The sequence below is a fragment of the Nocardia sp. NPDC051052 genome (assembly GCF_044456045.1).
In the GTDB taxonomy this organism is placed as follows: domain Bacteria; phylum Actinomycetota; class Actinomycetes; order Mycobacteriales; family Mycobacteriaceae; genus Nocardia.
The window spans coordinates 443,244-461,865 of the sequence record NZ_JBITFL010000004.1 but is presented as its reverse complement, the minus strand read 5'-3'; the positions used below and the strand labels follow the sequence as shown (position 1 = coordinate 461,865).

17 protein-coding genes are annotated in these 18,622 nt (G+C 66.9%); 11 read left to right on the top strand and 6 right to left on the bottom strand.

Annotated features, from left to right (window positions below; translation table 11 throughout):
* The first annotated feature begins 2 nt into the window (after window positions 1–2).
* Window positions 3–1,463, top strand: a complete 1,461-nt coding sequence (locus ACIBCN_RS16130) for an MFS transporter (protein WP_396992310.1) — start codon at window positions 3–5, stop codon at window positions 1,461–1,463.
* A gap of 18 nt (window positions 1,464–1,481) precedes the next feature.
* Here ACIBCN_RS16130 and ACIBCN_RS16125 read toward each other — a convergent pair whose 3' ends face one another.
* Together ACIBCN_RS16125 and ACIBCN_RS16120 are read right to left on the bottom strand one after the other, a co-directional pair.
* The gene (locus ACIBCN_RS16125; RefSeq protein ID WP_396992309.1) at window positions 1,482–2,867 is read right to left on the bottom strand and encodes an adenylosuccinate lyase family protein; all 1,386 of its coding nucleotides are present in this window, start codon (window positions 2,865–2,867) and stop codon (window positions 1,482–1,484) included.
* Window positions 2,868–2,956: 89 nt separating this feature from the next.
* Window positions 2,957–4,351 (bottom strand): FAD-binding oxidoreductase, encoded by a 1,395-nt coding sequence (locus ACIBCN_RS16120; protein WP_396992308.1) that lies wholly within the window; start codon window positions 4,349–4,351, stop codon window positions 2,957–2,959.
* A gap of 218 nt (window positions 4,352–4,569) precedes the next feature.
* Between ACIBCN_RS16120 and ACIBCN_RS16115 the strand changes: the two genes are divergently transcribed.
* A complete protein-coding gene (locus ACIBCN_RS16115; RefSeq protein ID WP_396992307.1) occupies window positions 4,570–5,538 on the top strand; it encodes an NADPH:quinone reductase in 969 nt (322 codons plus the stop codon).
* Window positions 5,539–5,557: 19 nt separating this feature from the next.
* Window positions 5,558–6,430: a PfkB family carbohydrate kinase gene (locus tag ACIBCN_RS16110; protein WP_396992306.1), complete on the top strand. Its 873-nt coding sequence runs from the start codon at window positions 5,558–5,560 to the stop codon at window positions 6,428–6,430.
* A 214-nt stretch (window positions 6,431–6,644) separates the two neighbouring features.
* On the opposite strand, the gene ACIBCN_RS16105 is transcribed toward ACIBCN_RS16110, so the two are convergent.
* The 3 genes from ACIBCN_RS16105 to ACIBCN_RS16095 all read right to left on the bottom strand — a co-directional run bounded on the left by ACIBCN_RS16105 (window position 6,645) and on the right by ACIBCN_RS16095 (window position 9,831).
* The gene (locus ACIBCN_RS16105) at window positions 6,645–7,997 is read right to left on the bottom strand and encodes a lipase family protein (protein ID WP_396992305.1); all 1,353 of its coding nucleotides are present in this window, start codon (window positions 7,995–7,997) and stop codon (window positions 6,645–6,647) included.
* A gap of 614 nt (window positions 7,998–8,611) precedes the next feature.
* Complete coding sequence (locus ACIBCN_RS16100) at window positions 8,612–9,193, bottom strand: hypothetical protein (RefSeq protein WP_396992304.1); 582 nt, start codon at window positions 9,191–9,193, stop codon at window positions 8,612–8,614.
* Window positions 9,190–9,831 (bottom strand): papain-like cysteine protease family protein, encoded by a 642-nt coding sequence (locus ACIBCN_RS16095; RefSeq protein ID WP_396992303.1) that lies wholly within the window; start codon window positions 9,829–9,831, stop codon window positions 9,190–9,192. Before ACIBCN_RS16095 ends, ACIBCN_RS16100 begins: the two co-directional genes overlap by 4 nt.
* Before the next feature lie 270 nt (window positions 9,832–10,101).
* Between ACIBCN_RS16095 and ACIBCN_RS16090 the strand changes: the two genes are divergently transcribed.
* Window positions 10,102–10,950: a C1 family peptidase gene (locus ACIBCN_RS16090; RefSeq protein ID WP_396992302.1), complete on the top strand. Its 849-nt coding sequence runs from the start codon at window positions 10,102–10,104 to the stop codon at window positions 10,948–10,950.
* 1 nt (window position 10,951) lies between these two features.
* Here the strand turns inward: ACIBCN_RS16090 and ACIBCN_RS16085 are convergent, their stop codons facing one another.
* Window positions 10,952–11,680: a GntR family transcriptional regulator gene (locus tag ACIBCN_RS16085; RefSeq protein WP_396992586.1), complete on the bottom strand. Its 729-nt coding sequence runs from the start codon at window positions 11,678–11,680 to the stop codon at window positions 10,952–10,954.
* A 148-nt stretch (window positions 11,681–11,828) separates the two neighbouring features.
* Here ACIBCN_RS16085 and ACIBCN_RS16080 point away from each other — a divergent pair, with 148 nt between their 5' ends.
* The 7 genes from ACIBCN_RS16080 (at window position 11,829) to ACIBCN_RS16050 (ending at window position 18,514) form a co-directional block, all read left to right on the top strand.
* Complete coding sequence (locus ACIBCN_RS16080; protein ID WP_396992301.1) at window positions 11,829–12,956, top strand: TIGR03364 family FAD-dependent oxidoreductase; 1,128 nt, start codon at window positions 11,829–11,831, stop codon at window positions 12,954–12,956.
* Window positions 12,957–12,964: 8 nt separating this feature from the next.
* Window positions 12,965–13,654 carry a phosphonatase-like hydrolase gene (locus ACIBCN_RS16075; RefSeq protein WP_396992300.1) on the top strand — a complete coding sequence of 230 codons (690 nt, stop codon included), beginning with the start codon at window positions 12,965–12,967 and terminating at the stop codon, window positions 13,652–13,654.
* 82 nt (window positions 13,655–13,736) lie between these two features.
* Window positions 13,737–14,810 (top strand): 2-aminoethylphosphonate ABC transporter substrate-binding protein, encoded by a 1,074-nt coding sequence (locus ACIBCN_RS16070; protein ID WP_396992299.1) that lies wholly within the window; start codon window positions 13,737–13,739, stop codon window positions 14,808–14,810.
* Between the two features lie 28 nt (window positions 14,811–14,838).
* Complete coding sequence (locus ACIBCN_RS16065; protein WP_396992298.1) at window positions 14,839–16,026, top strand: ABC transporter ATP-binding protein; 1,188 nt, start codon at window positions 14,839–14,841, stop codon at window positions 16,024–16,026.
* A gap of 112 nt (window positions 16,027–16,138) precedes the next feature.
* Window positions 16,139–17,035: a 2-aminoethylphosphonate ABC transporter permease subunit gene (locus ACIBCN_RS16060; protein WP_396992297.1), complete on the top strand. Its 897-nt coding sequence runs from the start codon at window positions 16,139–16,141 to the stop codon at window positions 17,033–17,035.
* A 4-nt stretch (window positions 17,036–17,039) separates the two neighbouring features.
* Window positions 17,040–17,837, top strand: a complete 798-nt coding sequence (locus ACIBCN_RS16055) for an ABC transporter permease (RefSeq protein ID WP_396992296.1) — start codon at window positions 17,040–17,042, stop codon at window positions 17,835–17,837.
* Window positions 17,838–17,917: 80 nt separating this feature from the next.
* Complete coding sequence (locus ACIBCN_RS16050) at window positions 17,918–18,514, top strand: DUF4126 domain-containing protein (RefSeq protein ID WP_396992295.1); 597 nt, start codon at window positions 17,918–17,920, stop codon at window positions 18,512–18,514.
* Window positions 18,515–18,622 lie beyond the last annotated feature (108 nt).

Below are 18,622 nucleotides of genomic sequence, written 5' to 3'. Positions count from 1 at the left end.
ACATGAAAACGAACGACCGGGCAACTATGCGGCTCTGGCCGACATTGCTGGTGGTGAGCCTGGTTCAGATGATGATCGTGCTCGACGCGACCATCGTGAACATCGCCCTTCCCTCTGCGCAGCGCGACCTGCACATGTCCGATGGCAGCCGGCAGTGGGTGATCACCGCCTATGCCCTGACCTTCGGCGGGCTACTGCTCCTCTGCGGTCGCATCAGCGGTTCCATCGGGCATCGCCGCACCTTCATCGTGGGCTTGATCGGGTTCGCCGCAGCCTCCGCACTGGGCGGATTCGCCACCGCCGCACCCGTCTTGTTCGCGGCCCGAGCCGCTCAGGGCGTCTGCGCGGCCTGCCTCGCCCCGGCGGCTTTGTCACTGCTGTCGATCGCTTACGCCGACGCGACGGCCGCGGTGCGCGGACAGGCGTTCGGGGTCTTCGCCGCGGTGGGAGCGGGCGGTTCCGCGCTCGGACTGGTCGTCGGAGGGCTGCTCACCCGGTATCTGGACTGGCGCTGGTGCCTGTTCGTCAACGTTCCGATCGCGCTGTGCGCGCTGATCGGCTCGCTGGTGCTGCGGCGCGACCAGCCCGCAGGCCGCCTTGCGCACCTGGATTTCCCCGGAGCCCTGGTCAGCATCGCGAGCGTGACCTCAGTCGTCTTCGGCCTCGATCAGGCGCAATCGCGGGGCTGGTCCGATCCCCTCGTGCTGGCGCTGCTGTGCGTCGGCGCCGCGCTGGTGCCGCTGTTCGTCGCGGTCGAGTCACGAGTGCCGAATCCGCTGTTGCCCATGCGGATCCTGGCGGACCGTGCCCGCAGCAGCGCCTTCGCGACGATATGGCTGATGCAGGTGGCCCTGTTCGGCTTCTACCTGTTCATGACGTATTACACCCAGACACTGCTGGGGTATTCGCCCTTGCGGTCCGGCCTCACCCTGGTGGTGATCACGGTCGCGAGCGCGGTGGGTTCGACCCTGATCGCCGGGCGGCTGCTCGCCCGGGTATCGATCGCGGCGCTGGTGGTACCGGGATTGGTGACGACCGCCCTGGGGCTGTTGATCCTGGTGCGGCTCACCCCCGGCGCATCGAATGTGTTCCTGCTATACCTGCTGCCGTCGCAGATTCTCATCGGCCTCGGAATCGGCTGCGTTATGACGGCGACCACGAGCGCGGCCACCGCGGGCACCCGCTCGGACGACACCGGCACCGCCTCCGCGATGTACAACGCGACCCAGCAGGTGGGCGGCGCGCTCGGCACGGCGTTGTACAACACCGTGGCGACCGGAGTCACAGCGAGCTACCTGGCCGGCCACACCGTTATGGACGCTGCGGCACAAGGCTATTCGATTGCGCTGCTGATGGACATCGGGATACTCGTGGTTGCGGCGGGCCTCGCGCAGATCCTGCGCGCACCCCACCGCACGCGAGTGACCGACGACCAACGGCCCCGCATCACCACTGTGTCGTGACGTCGCTGCGGTCGGGACTCAGCGGCGGTCCAACATCCGATCCACGAAGGCGGGTGCGGCGCCGAGATAGCCCTCCGGACGCAGGAGTTCCGCAATCTGTTCAGCGGTGAGGTGGGCCGACACCACCGGATCCTCGGCGAGGATGTCGGCGAACGCCCGGCCGGTGTCGCAGGCCATGAACGCCGCCGCCTGCAGCGTCTTCTTCGCCACTGCCCGACCCAGCAGCGGGGCCAGTCGAATCGACAACCGCTCGGAAACCAGCTGCCCCCTCGTACTTTCCAGATTCGAACGCATCCGACCGGCGTCCGCTGTCAGGCCGACCGCCAGTTCGGCGGCCGTCTGCGCCGCACCACCGACGAGCAGCAGACATTCACGCAGCGCCTGCCATTCGGCGTGCCACGCCCCGGCGGGACGCTCGTCCTCCGCGAGCATCGCGCCGAACAGGATCGAGACCAGCGCGGGCACCTGGAGGGACGCGGTGCGAATCATGGTGCTCAGTACCGGATTTCGCTTCTGCGGCATCGCGGAGGACTCACCCCTGCCAGCGGCCGTCGGTTCGGAGAGCTCGAGGATCTCGGTCCGCGACAGCGTGATCACGTCGACGGCGAACTTGCCCAATGCGCCGGACGTCGTGGCCAGTGCACCGGCCAGGTCCGCGATCGGCGTGCGAACGGTATGCCAGGGCATGGCCGGGAGTGCCAGTCCGAGGTCACCCGCGAGTTCTCCGGCCAGCCGCTCGTAGATCTCCGCCGCAGAAGCGTTGGCCAGCATGGAATTTCCGGTCCGTGCCCATTCGACATACGACGCGACTGTTCCGGCCGCACCACCGAGTTGGATCGGTAGTCCGGTCATGCGCAACCGGTGCAGGCGATCGCGCGCATCGAGCACGCCGTGCATCCAGCCGGCAACCTTGGCGCCGAATGTGGTCGGCACGGCATGCATCGCCAGGGTTCGCCCCGCGATCGGTGTATCCCGAAACCGCTGGGCCAGCCGGGCGAGGTCGTCGACGATGCCGTCCAGGTCCGCGATGATCTCGGTGAGCACGCGCGCCGAGATCATCATGGTGGCGGTGTCGAGGATGTCCTGGCTGGTCGATCCGCAGTGCACGTAGTCGGCAGCGACCGGGTCCACCACCGCCACCATACGATGCAGGTGCTCCACGAAGGCCACGACCGGGTTGGCCGCACCACGCGACGCCTCGGCGATCGCTCGGATGTCGAATCGGCTCTCCCGTACTGCCGACGTGATGGCTCGCAATGCCTCCGGCGGAATGAGACCCAGCCGAGCCTGGGAGCGAGCCAGCGCGAGCTCCACGTCGACCATCGCGCGAATCCAGGCGTCGTCGCCGAGCAGTCGTGCCGTTCGGCTCCCCGCTCGCACGGGCGCCAGCAATCCCTCGTCCATCACCGCCACCCTGCCCACCCTGGCACCGAAATCTTCTCAGCGGCAAAACATTTCGGGGCAGTTTGTCAGCTCTGGCCCGTACCCGGTGGCTACTCCGAAGTCAGCGCTACCGGCGGAATATTGTGATTGAGGCGGAAAATGTTGGCGGGATCGTAACGCGATTTCAGTGTGGCCAACCGCTGATAATCCTCCGGGTCGTATCCGTTGCGCACGTGCTGGGCGCCGCGCTCGCCGGTCATGAAGTTGAGCATCTGCCCGCCGGCGCTCCAGCGTGAAAACGTGTGCAGCAGTTCGGTATGTGCGTACCGGATGACATCGGCATCGGCCATATCCGAACGGGTCGCGAGCACCAGCACGAAATGCGCGGAACGGTGCCCGATCGCGTTACCTGCGGCGGGCCTGCACGCGAGCGCGCCGCCCAGATGCCGTAGCTCGACGACGTGGGGCACCGGCGCGCCGGATCGGACCAGGTCGAACAGGGTCGCAGCCGCCTCGATGCCCAGTGGGCCGAGCATCAGGTTGTCTCCTTCGGTGGGGACGGGCTCGACCGGATCGTTGTGTATGGTTCCGGCGGCCGAATAGGGCAGCTCCGCAAGGGTGTCGATCGTCGGCGTGGCGATCGCCCGAAGCGGCGCGACCAACCGCTCGCCCGCCTCGGCGCCGCCGAGATAGGCGATGCGTATCTGAACGATTCGCCGCCCGCGCAGACGCGGCGGAACGGTTGCCGCGTCAGGAAACGAGATCAGCGCGATCGACGAGGACAGTTCGTCGGGAACGAACTCGGTCCACTGCACATACGCCTCCACCACCTCGGCGGCCTCGTCGAGATCGAATGTCATCGACCCGCCGTAGAACCGCTCGACCGGCATGAGATCGATCTCCAGACCCGTGACGATGCCGAAGTTGTCCCGCCCACCGCGTAACGCCCAGAACAGATCCGGGTCGAATCGGGCAGTCACGTGCCGCAGTTCGCCATCCGCGGTCACGACGTCGAGGCTGCGCACATGGTCGGCCGCGTACCCGTAGCGCCGCGACAGCAGTCCGAGCCCACCACCGAGAATGTAGGACACCGCACCGACGTGTGGGGCGGAGCCCGACAGTGGTGCCAGGCCGAATTGCGCGGCCTCGTGGATCACCTGATCCCACCGGACCCCCGCACCCAGCCAGGCCGTACCTGTCTGGCTATTCACCCGAACACCGCGCATCCGTCGGGTGTTGATCAGCACGCCTTCCGCCGCCGCGACGGCCAACACGGCGTGGCCGGTGCCCTGCACACCGACCGGCAAACCCTGATCGGCCGCGAAGCTCACAGCGGCGCGAATATCCGCGGGCCCGGTCGCGCCAACGATCAAATCGGGCCGATGCCACCGGGCGGTCTGAAAACCGGCTCGTTCGACGTCGTACCCGTCGTCGTCTCGAGTGAAGACTGGGCCGCGTAGCGAAGTGGTCAGACTCCGCAGGTCCACGCCATCAACGGTGCGCATATGACGACATCCCATCCGGGCACTAGAACGCTGCCCCATCCGTAGAACAATGGTCCTGTACTAGACCAACGTTCCGGAGACCGTACCATGGGTAGCGGCACCGGCTTGATCACCAAGGCGCCCTGCTTGGCGAGCGGGGCGATTTCCGGTCACGACGACCTGACAGACGCGGTGAGGAATGCTCGACCAGCGGGCCGCGAGCGAGAAAATTGATCATTATGCGCGCCGCCTACATCGAAGAATTGGGACCGGCCGAGAACATCAGGTTCGGCGACCTGCCCGATCCGACACCCGGACGGGACGAGGTCTTGGTGCGCGTCAGCGCGACCACTGTGAACCGCGTCGACACCCTGATTCGTTCGGGACGATATGTCACGCCGATCGATTTTCCATTCGTCATCGGCCGCGATCTGGTCGGAAATGTCGCCGAGTCCAATTCCGAAAATTTCCTCCCCGGCGACCAGGTCTGGTGCAACAGCCTCGGACACGACAGGCGCCAGGGCGCGGCTGCAGAATTCGCGGTGGTCCCCGCCGAACGTCTATATCACCTGCCACCCGGGGCGTCGCCCACCGATATCCTTGCGGTCGCGCACCCGGCGGCCACCGCGCATCTTGCGGCGTTTGCCCGCGGCAAACTAGCATTCGGAGAAACGGTATTGATAGGGGGAGCAGCCGGCTCCGTCGGGGGTGCACTGGTAACCTTGATCGCGAACGCGGGCGGTATCGTCATCGCAACCGCGCACCCTCGCGACCACGTTTACTGCCTTGGCCTCGGAGCGACGCATGCGGTCGACTACCACCGTACCGACATGGTCGAGCAGATTATGAAACTCGGGCCACGAGGTATCGATCTCTATATCGATACCTCGGGCGGAAATGACCTCTCATCAGCGGTCGAGGTACTCGCTCCCACAGGGAGAATCGTGCTCCTCGCAGGCCCCGACACTCAACCGACGCTACCTGCCGGCCAATTCTATATGAAGGACGCGACAATCTGCGGATTCGTCATATCGAGGGCAACGGTGGTCGAGCTGAAGGAGGCCGCGTCTGTCATCAATAGATATGTGCTTGATTTATCGTTCCGTCCAAGGGCGGTAGAACTACTCCCCCTTTCCGAGGCGGCGAAAGCTCATCGACGAATCGAATCCGAAAATCTGCACGGAACCCGGCTCCTACTCGAAATCTAGATCGGAAGGCGGCACGACAATGCGCATCGTTGTTACCGGTTCCATCGCGAACGGCGCCGGGAATATCAGTTATGGCCTCGCCCGTTTAGGCGCGGCGCCGATCCTCGTGAGCACCGCGCGCCCGGATTTCGCCGAGCAGCAGCGCCGGCTGGCCCGCTCTGGGGTGAACACGCAACGGACCGGCACGGCCAACCCAGTGCCGATTCTGATGAAATTCGACGATGTGCGGTGGGTTGTTGTCGCGCCGGATGATCCCGAGGTCATGCTCGCGCGCACGCATCACATTCTGGCGGGCGGATATCCGCTCGTAGCCTGTCCATCCCCGCGACTTTCCGATCTCGAGCGCGACGAGGCTCGGGCGCTCGTGGCGGGCGCAGACCTGCTATTCACGGACGAGAACGAACGAGAGTTGTTGTCGGTCCGAACCGGGTGGACAACCGCCACGGTCCTGTCGAAAGTGCGGCACTGGATCACCACCTTCGGTCCGGACGGCGCGCTCGTCGAATTCGGCGGCGGCGCACCGGCCCAGCGGGTCGCCGCCGTGCCATCGGACACCATCGTGGGCGGCACGGGCGCGGGTGACGGATTCCGTGCCGGATACCTGGCCGGGCTGCGCTACGGAGCAGATCCGGTAAACGCCGCCTATCTGGGCGCCACCGTCGCGGCACTCGTCCTCGAATCGCCTGCCCCACAGGGCTATCAGCTCGATCTGGCGACTATGCTGGCCCGGATCCGATCCACCTACGGACCCACGACTGCGCGCCATATCGGCAGGCTGCTGACAAGCACCCGAGGGAAGTCCGCCACGAGTGCGACAATGCGCACGGCCCGAGTCGACCACGACGTCCGGCTCCTACCCCGCAATCGCGCACGGACACAGCCAGGTCCATGACGAACGCCGCCGGTAAAACCAGCTGACCCAGCGCCTGCTGTTCGACACCGGCACCATCGACACGCTCGGCAGCGTCGGTCTGGACCGCTTTATGCTCGGCGCCAAGGTCGCCCCGCAGGTCAGCTGAGTGGAAATACCTTGTGCCGCACACATCGGCGCCCCCGCGCACGAAATCGCCGACGATTCCGTGCGCGGGAGGCGGTGCCGCCCGAGATCAGCGGCGGCTGCCGATAGGCTGCTGCAGGAGGCCACCGAGCAGGGTGTTCACCCCTTGCAACCAGACCGGCCAGGACGCCGGGTCCAGGGCCATCGAACCTTCCTGATGGATATCGCAGCCGTCCGGCACGGGCACCCCGTCGAAGCGATCCTTCAGCCACGTCAAAACCTTTGCCAGCGAGATGATTTCAAGGCTGATGTGCTCACTGAAGTTGTCGCGGACATAGGTCACTCGCGCCTTCGGATCCTGACAGTACTTGTCCGCCAGCCGATTCACCGGGCCGACCGGCGCGAATTCATCGGGATTGGACTGGTACAGGTACCGCGGCATATCCGGTGTCGAATGACCCAGCGAGATCGCGTCGAATACCTTGGCGGGCACCGGATCATGGAACGGGTCGGGACTGTCGAACAAACCGGTGATGTTCACGAAAGGCAGGATGCCCGCACCCCACAGGCACAGTGAGTTCTTCGGCCAGCCGAACATAGCCTGGCCGAAGCCGTTCATGTGCTGCTTGAAATAGGCGTCGAGTTCGGGGTACTCCCGCGAGACGCCGATCATGCCGCCCATGATCAGCGCCGAGCCGACATTGTTGTTGGCCAGCGCGATCGTGTCCCGCAGGTCCGGCTGATTGCCACCGGAGATCGCACCGACGATATTCAGGTCCGGCGCGTAGGAGGCGTGCAGTTCCGCGGCATGGCCCGTGGCGATGGCGCCACCGGAATATCCGGAGATACCCACCTTGGTGTCTCGACCGGGCAGGCCCGCCGGCGCGAAATTCTCGGCGGCGCGGATACTGTCGAGGGTGATCCGCCCCTCCAGCGGTCCCGCGGCGAACGCGGTGTTGGGGCCGTCGTGATCGGGCATGTTGACGACCCAGCCCGCGCCGAGCCCGGTGAGGGGTGCGACGAATTCGAACGGGACGTCGAACTGACCGGTGATCGTGCCCGGAACCGACGCCTGCTGCAGCACGTAGGACGGTTGGCAGTACTGGGCCAGCGAATCGGTAGGAAATTGATACGACAGCAGATTTCGTGCCTGCCCGCCGTTGTCGCCGCGCGGCTTCATCACCGTGGTGACGGCCGCGATGGGCTCGTCCCGGGTGTTGGTCGATCGGAACGACAGCTGCCAGGCATCGATGTTGAACGGGATCACGGAATAGAACGCGAGATGTACCTCGCGCGCGGCGATGATCTCACCCGGCTGTTTCGCTGCCACCACATCGGCTGGCGGATCGTAGAAGGCCGGATCGAGTTCTGGCGGAGCGGGCGGCACCGGGAATTGCGGGGCCGGTTGAACTGGTACCGGTTGCGGATCCGCCGCGGCCGCCCCCGTCTGAACGACGGTCACGACGGATGCTGCGACAAGACAGAGAATCAACGGCCACCGACGACGTGGTGCCGCACGAAACTTGGTGATATTCACCTGGTGCCTCCTTCCTGAGTCGAACGTGATCGAAAGCCGAGCTCACTGACCGAACGCACCCGCTCCGGCCCGCAAAGCCTGCGGCACCCACTACCTAGAAAGACCTACTCGACGGACCGATGCCACTACCTGCCGCTCCGACAAGCAGGATGTGTGATCGGGAGTACATCACAACAACTCATGTGTCACCGTTCACAAAACACCGTTTAGCAGTTGTCCGATACCAGCAGTTTCACGAAGAACAGGGCGTAGCAACCCAGCAACATGCACAAGAGGGCTGTCATGAGCCTCATCGGAAGCGAACAAGGCCGATCGCCGACACCCTCGGCCTGGACCGCTTCATGCCGCACACCAGCATCAGCACACTGCCGCATGACAATGTGTTGCACAATATCGAATCGCCGGCACGAAGGTCGCTCCGCAGCTCGGCTGAGCGCGAACCCATACACCGCGCGCACACTGGCGCCCGCCTACGAAATCGATGACGATTCCGTGCGCGGCACGCGATTGGGTGCGCGGCACGCGAACGGCTCGGCGGGTCAGCGCGTTCGCAGCCAGGCGTGGAAGTCCTCGCCGTCGAATGTCTTGCCCGCCAACGCCGGGGTCGTACCCGAGGAAATCACGGCGACCTGAGTTCGCGTCCAGGCGAACCAGGTATGAGTCGGGTAATCGAGCAGCAGTCGAGCATCGGCGGCACGTGGTTGGTTCGTCTCCTCCAACCCCGTTGCCATCGCCCGGGGCAGATACGGTGGCGACGGTTCCAACTGCACCGTATCGGTGGCGCTGCGCCCGGCCACGTGAACCGGCACCGCTATATAGGACTTGTTTCCGGCGCGCTCGAGGCTGGGCTCGTCGCTGTAGGACGGATAGGTCGCGTACACCGTGACCGGTGCGCCATCTCGCCGCAGCGTTGCGACCCCAATATCGTTCGACGCACTCGACGATCGAAGAAACGATCCCGCGAGACGCTGCGCCGCCGGAGTATCGAGCGCGCTGTCGATGGCACTGCTGTCCGGCTCGCTCTCCCAGGCCGCCGCGGGCGGACCGTCATTCGCACACCCCGACAGGGCCAGACCGACGGCCCAGAGCCCGATCGCGAAGCGCGGCACCGGTCCGCTCATCGGAGCGCGATGCCGTAATCCTCGCCGAACCATGTCCAGTCCGAATTCCGGGTGTACGAGTCGAGCGACTGGGTAACGCTGCGCCGCGAGGACGGCCAGGGGTCGCCATAGGTGATGGTGCCCGCGTCCACGTCGAAGCCGTAGATCACCTGCGCATGCCCGCCACCCGCCGCCCACGCGATGCCGGTGAGGATCGGCCGATCGGCCGAGATCTCGTCGATGACCTTGGCCATCGACAAAGGTGCGCCGACAGCCGCATCGAATCCGATCCCCCGAAAAGCCGAGGCGATCTGCTCGAGCGATGCCTCCTGATCGGGGCACGTGCCGTCCGCGCTGACGCCGTGCACCAGGGCGCAATACTGATTCTGGCTGATCGGCCGGTGCAGATACGTGGCTATCGATGACCCATCGGCGGCCCAGCACCACTGATCCGCGCGCTGGGTCTGCTGCAGATACGGCAGGGTCTGCGCGCCGAGGACGGCAATGCGAGGTTCCGGAACCCGAGGCAGGTTCGGCGTCACCACCAAACCGTAAGAATGCCCGTCGGCGGGACCCGGCTCAGCGACGGCGGATCCGTGGAGTGCGAAGGCGAGGAACATCGCGACCGCGGCGCAGCACAGCTTCCATTTCGACCCCACGATCAATCCTTCCGAGCGGAAATACCATGGCACGGTACATATCCGCGCCCTCGGCCGCAATCCGGGCGCTTCGAATCACAGTGCGGCTGGGCGCCTTGCCTGAATTTACTTGCGAGACACCACCGTTAACATCGACTTAAATGAATCAGGGTGACTTTTATATTGTCGCCGCCGAAATGCCCTGGAACACTCCCTGATCAGTTCACAACTCATTCCATCCGGAAGTGATGGATCGTGGGGTCAGCAGGAGGAACCTTGCAGTATTCGCGCTTGTCCGCCGCTTTCGTATGCACCCTGGGGATCGGCTTCGCGGCCTCCGGCACCGCGCACGCCGCCCCGGACGCACCCGCTCCGCAGCTAAAGCACCACGCGTTCGGACTCGACCGCGCCGCCGCCCACGACAGCCTCGGCCGGGATACCACCGTCGGCTCGGCGCTGCCGGTTCAGCTGGGCACGATCGGTGCACCACCTACCGCATATTCGCTGCGCCAGTACGCTTTACCCGCGGGCGACCAGGGTCCGGTCGGCTCGTGCGTCACCTGGGCGACCGGGTACACCGGGTACGGGGTACTGATGAACGAGCAGCAGATCGCGGGCGACCCGATGGCCCCCATGTTCATCTACTCGCAGATCGCGCAGGGCGACGATGAGGGCACCTACGCCGGCGTCGCGTTGCCACTGGAACAGCAGCAGGGCATCGACACCAAAACCGACTACTGGCAGGGCGATTTCGACTACACGACCCAACCAGACGCCAAGGAACGCGCGAACGCCACCCACTACAAATTGTCCGGAGCCCAGGATCTCACCAAGGGCGACATCGTCACCAACATCAAGAAGGCGATCGCATCCGGCCTGCCGGTGCCCTTCGGATTCGACGTCAGAGAGAGCTTCGAGGATCTCGATGGCACGCACGACAATTACAATCCCTCAGCCCGCGAGAAAATCCTGGGCGGCCACGAGGTCACCATCGTCGCCTATGACGCACAGGGGGTGACTGTCGAGAATTCATGGGGCCCCAACTGGGGGAAGAACGGCTTCTTCACCGCCCCTTGGTCTTTCATCACCGGCGCCGACGTGAACGAAATCCACTCGATGGGCCGGCTGTTCCCCGCCTGAGCTATTTCGTGAGGTGGGCTTCGAAGGCGATGCGGTCACCGCGGTAGAGGCCGCGCACTCGCTCGATCGGGTCGCCCGCGGCGTCGAGGCTGCGGCGGTGCAGCAGCAAAAGCGGTAAGGCCGTGGTGCATTCGAGCAGTGCGGCCTCACGCGGCGAGGCCAGCACCGTTTCGATGCGTTCGGTGGCTCGGCCGAAAATTACGCCGGAGTCACGGACCGCGGCGTAGAGCGAGGTCGTGGGGTCGTAAGTGGTGCGGAGGCCGGCGAAGCGGTGGAGTGGGAGGTAGGTGCTTTCCAGGCCGATGCGTTCGCCGTCGGCGAGCAGGACTCGTTCCAGGTGCATGACCGAAGTGCCAACCGGGACAGCCAGATCGCGGGCGGTGTCGGCGTCGGCGGGGACGTCGTCCCAGCCGACGAGCAGCCGCCCGGGGACGCGGCCGTAGCTGATGGCGCCCTCGGTGTAGGAGCGAAGCGACAGTGGCTGCACCATTTTGGGACGGGAGACCACGGTGCCGCGACCTTGCCTGCGAATTCGACCCTCCACCAATAGGTCTCGCAGCGCCTGACGGACGGTCTCGCGCGCCACCTCGAACCGGACCGCCAGATCGCGTTCCGAGGGCACCGGATCGCCCTCGGCCAGATCGCTGAGGATCGTTTCCAGCTCGGTGCGCACCCGATACGACTTCGGCAGCCGGTCGGGCAGCGCGAATTCGGCTCGCCCGCCGGACATCTCGCCGGATGCCGCCCCGGCATCGACCCCGTCCACCTCCGTTGCTTCCATGTGGCACAGCATACCCACAATTGGTCTATACCAATTGTTAACCTGGCGTTTCCGCAGGAAACACCCGTTGGTCTAGACCAATGTGCACCATGGGTCCATGCGATTGGTCATCATCGGAGGCGGGATCCTCGGCACCGCACACGCCCTGGTCGCCGTTCGCCGTGGGCACGAGGTCGTGCAGTTGGAGCGGGAGACCGAGGCTCGCGGTGCCACGGTACGCAACTTCGGTCTGGTGTGGGTGTCCGGCCGCTCGGCCGCCGAACTGGAGCTCACGCTGCGTTCGCGGGAGCTGTGGGAGGAGATCGGCGGCCGGGTGCCCGGTGTCGGGTTCCGTCCCGCCGGGTCCATCACGCTGGTCCGCACGCCCGTCGAGCTGGCCGTCGCCGAGGCCGCCGCGGCCGGGCCGTCGGCCGACGCACGCGGCTTCGAGCTGCTCGAACCGGAGCAGGTGCGTGCGATCAACCCCGCGGTGCGCGGCAAATTCTTTGCCGGACTGCACTGTTCGAAGGACGCCGCGGTCGAGTCGCGGCAGGCGCTGCCCGCGCTGCGCGCCTACCTGGCGGCCAGCGGCCGCTACACCTTCCACGCCGGCACCGAAGCCAGGTCGGTCATCGACACCGGTGCCGGTGCCACCGTGCGCGACGATCAGGGCCGCCACTTCGACGCCGACCTGGTACTGGCCTGCCCCGGCGCCGCACACAGCGGCCTGACCCGCGAGCTGGTCGACGACCTGCCGGTGCGCCGGGTCCGGCTGCAGATGATGCAGACCGCTCCGCTCGGCGAGCCACTCACCACCGCCATCGCCGACGGCGACAGCTTCCGCTACTACCCCGGCTTCGCGGGCGACGAGGTGGACACGCTCAATCGGGAACAGTCCCAGTCGGCTACCGCCGCCGAGCACAAGATGCAGCTGCTCTGCGTGCAACGGCTCCATGGCGGCCTCACCATCGGCGACACCCACGAGTACGACGAGCCCTTCGCGTTCGACGTGGACGAGGCGCCCTACGAGCACCTCACCGCCGTCACCGAGGAACTGCTCGGACGCAAACTGCCGCAGGTGGTTCGGCGCTGGGCCGGCGTGTACAGCCAGAGCGTAGATCCAGCCGCCATCGTCACCCGCGCCAAGGCAGGCGAGCACACCTGGGTGATCACCGGACCCGGTGGCCGCGGCATGACCCTTGGACCCGCGCTCGGCGAACAAACCGCCGACCTGCTGAATTTGTGAGGATTGCGTTGTCTGACAACACCATTCAACTGGCCGTGCTCGACATGGCGGGCACCACCGTCGCCGACGGCGGTCTGGTCCTGCGCGCGTTCGACGTGGCCGCCACCGCGGCGGGCATCGAAGCCGAAGGGCCGGAACGCGAGCAGGCCCGAAAGTACGTGCTGGACACGATGGGCCAGTCGAAGATCGCAGTCTTCCGTGCGCTGCTGAGCGACGAAGCCCGGGCTCAGGAAGCCAACCTGGCGTTCGAGGCCGCCTACGAGGCGCTGATCGACGAGGTCGACATCACGCCGATTCCTGGTGCGGCCGAAGCCATCACCAAGCTGCGCGACGCGGGAGTCAAGGTCGCACTCACCACCGGCTTCAGCCGCAGCACCCAGGATCGCCTCCTGCACGCGCTGGACTGGACCGACATCGCCGACCTGACCCTGGCGCCTTCCGACGCCGGGCGCGGTCGCCCCTACCCCGACCTGGTCCTCACCGCGCTGCTGCGACTGCACGCCGACGCCGTGCATCGCGTTGCGGTGCTCGGTGATACGACCAGCGACATCGCCACCGGCGTGGCCGCGGGCGCCCGGATCGTCGCGGGCACGCTCACCGGCGCGCACGACGACGCGCAGCTGCGCGCGGCGGGCGCCACCCATGTCGTGCCGTCGGTGGTCGAGTTCGCCGAACTGGTACTGGCCGACCACCCCTGACTCCGTCGACCGGCCCCGCCGCTGACGGTCCACCCGCCCCTTCGACTCCGACACTCCTCACGAACCGAAAGTTGTAGTCATCGTGCGTACTTCGTACACGCCGGCCCAGCTGGCACGCACCCTCGCCCGCACCGCACTACTGCTCGCCACCGCCACGGCCGTCGCGGCCACCGCGGCCTGCGGCGGCACCGGCACCGAGAGCGCCAGCGGCAAGACCGTGACGGTGTACTCCGCCGACGGTGTCGGGCCCTGGTATCAGACCCAGTTCGCGGCATTCCAGCAGCAGACCGGGATCGCGGTCAACCTGGTCGAGGCGGGCTCCGGCGAGGTCGTCAACCGGGTCGACAAGGAGCAGGCGAACCCGCAGGCCGACCTGCTGGTCACACTGCCGCCGTTCATCCAGAAGGCGAAAGCCAGTGGGCTGCTGCAGGACAGCGGCGTCGACACCAGCACGGTCCCCGCGACCGACAAGGACGCCGAGGGCAAGTACGTCACGCTGGCCAACAACTACCTGTGCTTCATCGCCAACCCGTCGGTCGACGCCACCGCGGTCACCTGGGACGACCTGCTGAAGCCGGAATTCAAAGGCAAGCTGCAGTATTCGACGCCGGGCCAGGCCGGTGACGGCACCGCCGTGCTGATCCTGCTGCAGAAGCTGCTCGGCAAGCAGGGCGCGCTGGACTACCTGAACAAGTTGCAGGCCAACAACGTCGGGCCGTCCTCGTCGACGGGCAAGCTGCAGGCCAAGGTCGACAAGGGTGAACTGGCCGTGGCCAACGGCGATGTGCAGATGAACCTGAGCACCATCAAGGAGAAGGCGTCGAAGTTCACCGTCTTCTTCCCGGCCGCCGCCGACGGCAAGAAGTCCACCGTCGCGGTCCCCTACGTGATGGGCCTGGCCAAGGGCGCCCCGCACAAGTCCGACGCGACGAAGCTGATGGAGTTCCTGCTCTCGGCCGAGGTGCAGAAGACGCTGGGCCCGGACGCTTTCGCGGTGCCTGCCCGCGCGGAACTGCGCGATGCCCCGGTCACCGGCTCGGGTCCGTCGCCGAGTGCGGCACTCAAAGGTGTCGAGGTGCTTCCGGTCGACTGGAACAAGGTGCTCACCGACCTGGACGGCGACCTGGCCGCCTACCAGAAGGCCACCGGTAGCTGAAACGCCGTCAACCACTAAGGGAGTCGACATGTCCACCGGTGACGCACTCACGAAATCGATTACCGCCCAGTCTCTACCCGCCGCCACCGAACCGGCGATCGTGTTCGACCGGGTCGGGGTCAGCTACCGCAGCGGCCGCAAAACCACTGTCGCGCTGGCCGATTTCACGCTGCGCGTCGCCGCGGGCGAGACCGTCGCCCTGCTCGGACCGAGCGGCTCCGGCAAGTCGACCGCGCTCAAGGCACTGGCCGGATTCGTCCGGCCGACCTCGGGCGCGGTCCGGCTGGCCGGGCGCGACGTCACCGACCTGTCGCCCGCCAAACGCGGCATCGGCGTTGTCGTGCAGTCGTACGCGTTGTTCCCGCATATGACCGTGCACGGCAATGTCGCCTTCGGGTTGAAGTCACACCGGGTGCCGCGCACCGAGATCGGCGCCCGGGTGACCGAGGCGCTGGTCATGGTCGGCATGGGCGCATACGCCAAGCGGCTGCCCCGGGAATTGTCCGGCGGCCAGCAGCAGCGGGTGGCGATCGCCAGGGCGCTGGCCATCCGGCCCAAGGTGCTGCTGCTGGACGAGCCGCTCGCCGCGCTGGACGCGCAACTGCGCCAGTCCATGCTCGGCGAGCTGCAGCAGCTGCGAAAGGCGTTGCCGGACACGGCGATGCTGTATGTGACGCACGATCAGTCCGAGGCGCTCGCGCTGGCCGATCGCATCGCGGTCATGCGTGCCTCGCGCCTGGTCGATATCGACACCGCGGCGAACCTGTGGCGGCGGCCGCCCAGCGACTTCACCGCCGCCTTCCTGGGTGGTGCGAATCTGCTGCCCTGCACGGTGAATCGCCTTTCGGGCGGGTCGGCGCTGGTTACCGTCGGCGCCAAGACGTTGCGCGCCGAGGCGCCCACACCTGGTGTCGGCCAAGAGGATTGGGGCCTTGATGGGCCCGCCCTGCTGTGCGTACGCCCGCACACCGTGCGCGTCGGCGCGCCCTCGGAGCGAGACGCGTTGCGCGGTACGGTGCGCTCCGCCGTCTGGCGCGGCGCCTCCACCCGCCTGTACCTGGACGTCGACGGCTTGGCCGACGAGGTCACCGCCGACGTCCCCGGCCAGGTCGACACCGCCATCGGTGCCGTGGTCGGTGTCTGCTTCCCCGATCCGGCCGGAGTACTCATCCCCCGCCCCGTGGGCCGCACCACCCCCATCGAGGTCCAGAAATGACGCGCAGCCAGAGTTCGCGCACACCCGCTGACTTCCCCCACGCGCAATCGCATGCGATTCGGTGTGCGGGAGATCAAGGGGTGTGCGGCGAGTCAGCGGAGGGGGGCCGGTCATGAGCGTCCCCGCGGTACTCGAGCCGATCGCCGCACCGGAGTCACCGAGTCGGCCCGCGCGGCAACGCTATTGGCAGCCGGTGCTGTGGAGCCTGCCGCCCCTGCTCGTAGTGCTGTTCATCGCCGTGTACCCGATCGTGCGGGTCCTCGCCGAGTCCACCGTGACACCGACCGGCCGGAGCACGTCGGTCTGGACGCAGGTGCTGGGTTCGGAATCGTTCCGGGATGCGTTGTGGCGCACCGTGTTCATCGCGGTGAGCTCGGTCGCCGGCTGCCTGGTGCTCGGCACGATTCTGGCGATCGTGCTGGCCTTCGTGCCGTTTCCCGGTTCGCAGGTGGTCGGGCGGCTCATCGATACCGTGCTGACGCTGCCGTCGTTTCTCATCACGCTGGCGTTCACGTTCCTCTACGGCACCGCGGGCGCGGTGAACGCGCTGATCGCCCGCATCACCGGGCACAACGAGCCCGCACTGAACTTCCTGAGCACCCCGCTCGGCGTAATCCTGGCCGAGATCACCTTTTTCACGCCGTTCGTCGTGCGCCCGCTGCTCGCCGCGTTCGCGCAACTGCCGCGCGAGCAGCTCGACGTGGCAGCGAGTCTCGGCGCATCGCCATGGCGGGTGCTGCGCCAGGTGGTGCTGCCCGAGGCGTGGCCCGCGCTCGCGGCGGGCGGCAGCCTGGTATTGCTGTTGACGCTCAACGAATTCGGCATCGTGTTGTTCACCGGCGCCAAGGGCGTGATCACGTTGCCCGCGCTGATCTACACCCGCGGCATCGTCACCTTCGATCTGCCCGGCGCCGCAGTGCTCGCCTCGGTGCAGGTGCTGCTGTCGCTCACGCTGTACATCGGGTACCGGCTGATCTTCGCCCGGTTCATGGCCAGGAAGGAGAACTGACGCGATGCTGATGTGGACCAAGCGCGGGCGGGCCGTCGTGCTCGCCGTTTTCGCGCTCGTCGTGTTCGTGGTGTTCGTCGCGCCGATCGCCACCGTCGTCGCGGCCGCGTTCGCCGGGCACTGGACCGGCCCGCTGCCGTCGGAGATCGGCTTCGCCAACTTCGGGCGCGCGCTGTCCGGCGAGCAGGCGGCCAGCCTCTCGGTGAGCCTGCAGACCGCACTGCTGGCCGGTGCCGTCTCGCTGATCCTCGGCACCTGGGCGGCGCTGGCCGCACGCGAGGCACCCGGCTGGTGGCGACGCTGCACCGACGCGGTGTTCCATCTACCGGTCGCGGTGCCGTCGGTGGCCATCGGCCTCGGCGTGCTGATCGCGTTCAACGAGCGCCCCGTGCTGCTCGGCGGCACCAAATGGATTGTCATCCTTGCGCATTCGGTGCTGGTGTTGGCGTACGCGTTCAGCGCGGTCGCCGCCGCGCTCGACCGCCTCGACCCGGGATTCCGCGAGGCCGCCGAATCCCTCGGCGCGGGTCCGGTCCGGGTGCTCTGCCAGGTCACGCTGCCGCTGCTGCTGCCCGCGCTCGGCGCGGCCGCCGGACTGGCTGTCGCCCTGTCCATGGGCGAGCTCGGCGCCACCATCATGGTCTATCCGGCCACCTGGAAGACCCTGCCGGTCGGCATCTTCGCCCAGACCGACCGCGGCGAGGTTTTCGACGCCGCCGCGAGCACCACGCTGCTGGTCCTGGTCACCCTGGTAGCGCTGATCCTGCTCGGCCGCCTGCGTAGCCGGGCCACTCTGCGCTGACCAGCACCGAGGAAGGTGCGGCCGCCCAGCGGCGCGCGGCGGTCAGGGCGCCGGGTCGGGTCTCGACCTAGGATGACTTCGTGTCAGCACTTCCCCTGATCTTCACCGCGAGCTGGGCGAGCGGGGTCAACGCCTACGCCGTGGTGCTGCTGCTCGGCCTCTTCGGCCGCACCGGCCTGTCCGACTCGGTGCCGGATGCCCTGCAGCGCACCGACGTGCTGATCGCCGCCGCGGTTCTGTTCTTGATCGAGGCGGTCGCCGACAAGATCCCGTACTTCGATTCCTTCTGGGATGCGCTGCACACCGTGGTCCGCCCCGCCGCGGGTGCCGTCATCGCGGCTTTGCTTGCGGGACAGGACGGTTCGCTGCCCCAGCTGGCGGTTGGCGCGGTCGGCGGCGTGACCGCGCTGGCCAGCCACCTGGTCAAGGCCGGTACCAGGATGGCGATCAACACCTCGCCGGAACCGGTCACCAATATCGTGACGAGTACCGCCGAAGACGTCTCGGTCGCGGGCATCGTGACCCTCGCCATCTTCCACCCGCTCCCGGCGGCCATCGTCGCAGGCGTCCTGCTGCTGATCGGGGTGGTGCTGGTGGCCTTCCTCGCCACCCGCATCCGCCGCTCCCTGCGCCGCCGCAGACAACGCAGGGAGGCACGCGCCGCGGCCGCGACCTGACCGCGGCTGGGGTGCCGCACGGGCCGCCGTTTCGATCGCGGTCCGGCGAAACCCGGTGTGCGCGACATATCCTCACAACGACTACGGGGGTTCCCTCCGCATCTGAGA

Bases quoted from the DNA above. Each gene is read 5' to 3' on its own strand.
- ACIBCN_RS16130 (WP_396992310.1), top strand. From the start codon at position 3: ATGAAAACGAACGACCGGGCAACTATGCGGCTCTGGCCGACATTGCTG.
- ACIBCN_RS16125 (WP_396992309.1), bottom strand. From the start codon at position 2,867: ATGGACGAGGGATTGCTGGCGCCCGTGCGAGCGGGGAGCCGAACGGCA.
- ACIBCN_RS16120 (WP_396992308.1), bottom strand. From the start codon at position 4,351: ATGCGCACCGTTGATGGCGTGGACCTGCGGAGTCTGACCACTTCGCTA.
- ACIBCN_RS16115 (WP_396992307.1), top strand. From the start codon at position 4,570: ATGCGCGCCGCCTACATCGAAGAATTGGGACCGGCCGAGAACATCAGG.
- ACIBCN_RS16110 (WP_396992306.1), top strand. From the start codon at position 5,558: ATGCGCATCGTTGTTACCGGTTCCATCGCGAACGGCGCCGGGAATATC.
- ACIBCN_RS16100 (WP_396992304.1), bottom strand. From the start codon at position 9,193: ATGAGCGGACCGGTGCCGCGCTTCGCGATCGGGCTCTGGGCCGTCGGT.
- ACIBCN_RS16085 (WP_396992586.1), bottom strand. From the start codon at position 11,680: ATGTCCGGCGGGCGAGCCGAATTCGCGCTGCCCGACCGGCTGCCGAAG.
- ACIBCN_RS16080 (WP_396992301.1), top strand. From the start codon at position 11,829: ATGCGATTGGTCATCATCGGAGGCGGGATCCTCGGCACCGCACACGCC.
- ACIBCN_RS16065 (WP_396992298.1), top strand. From the start codon at position 14,839: ATGTCCACCGGTGACGCACTCACGAAATCGATTACCGCCCAGTCTCTA.
- ACIBCN_RS16060 (WP_396992297.1), top strand. From the start codon at position 16,139: ATGAGCGTCCCCGCGGTACTCGAGCCGATCGCCGCACCGGAGTCACCG.
- ACIBCN_RS16055 (WP_396992296.1), top strand. From the start codon at position 17,040: ATGCTGATGTGGACCAAGCGCGGGCGGGCCGTCGTGCTCGCCGTTTTC.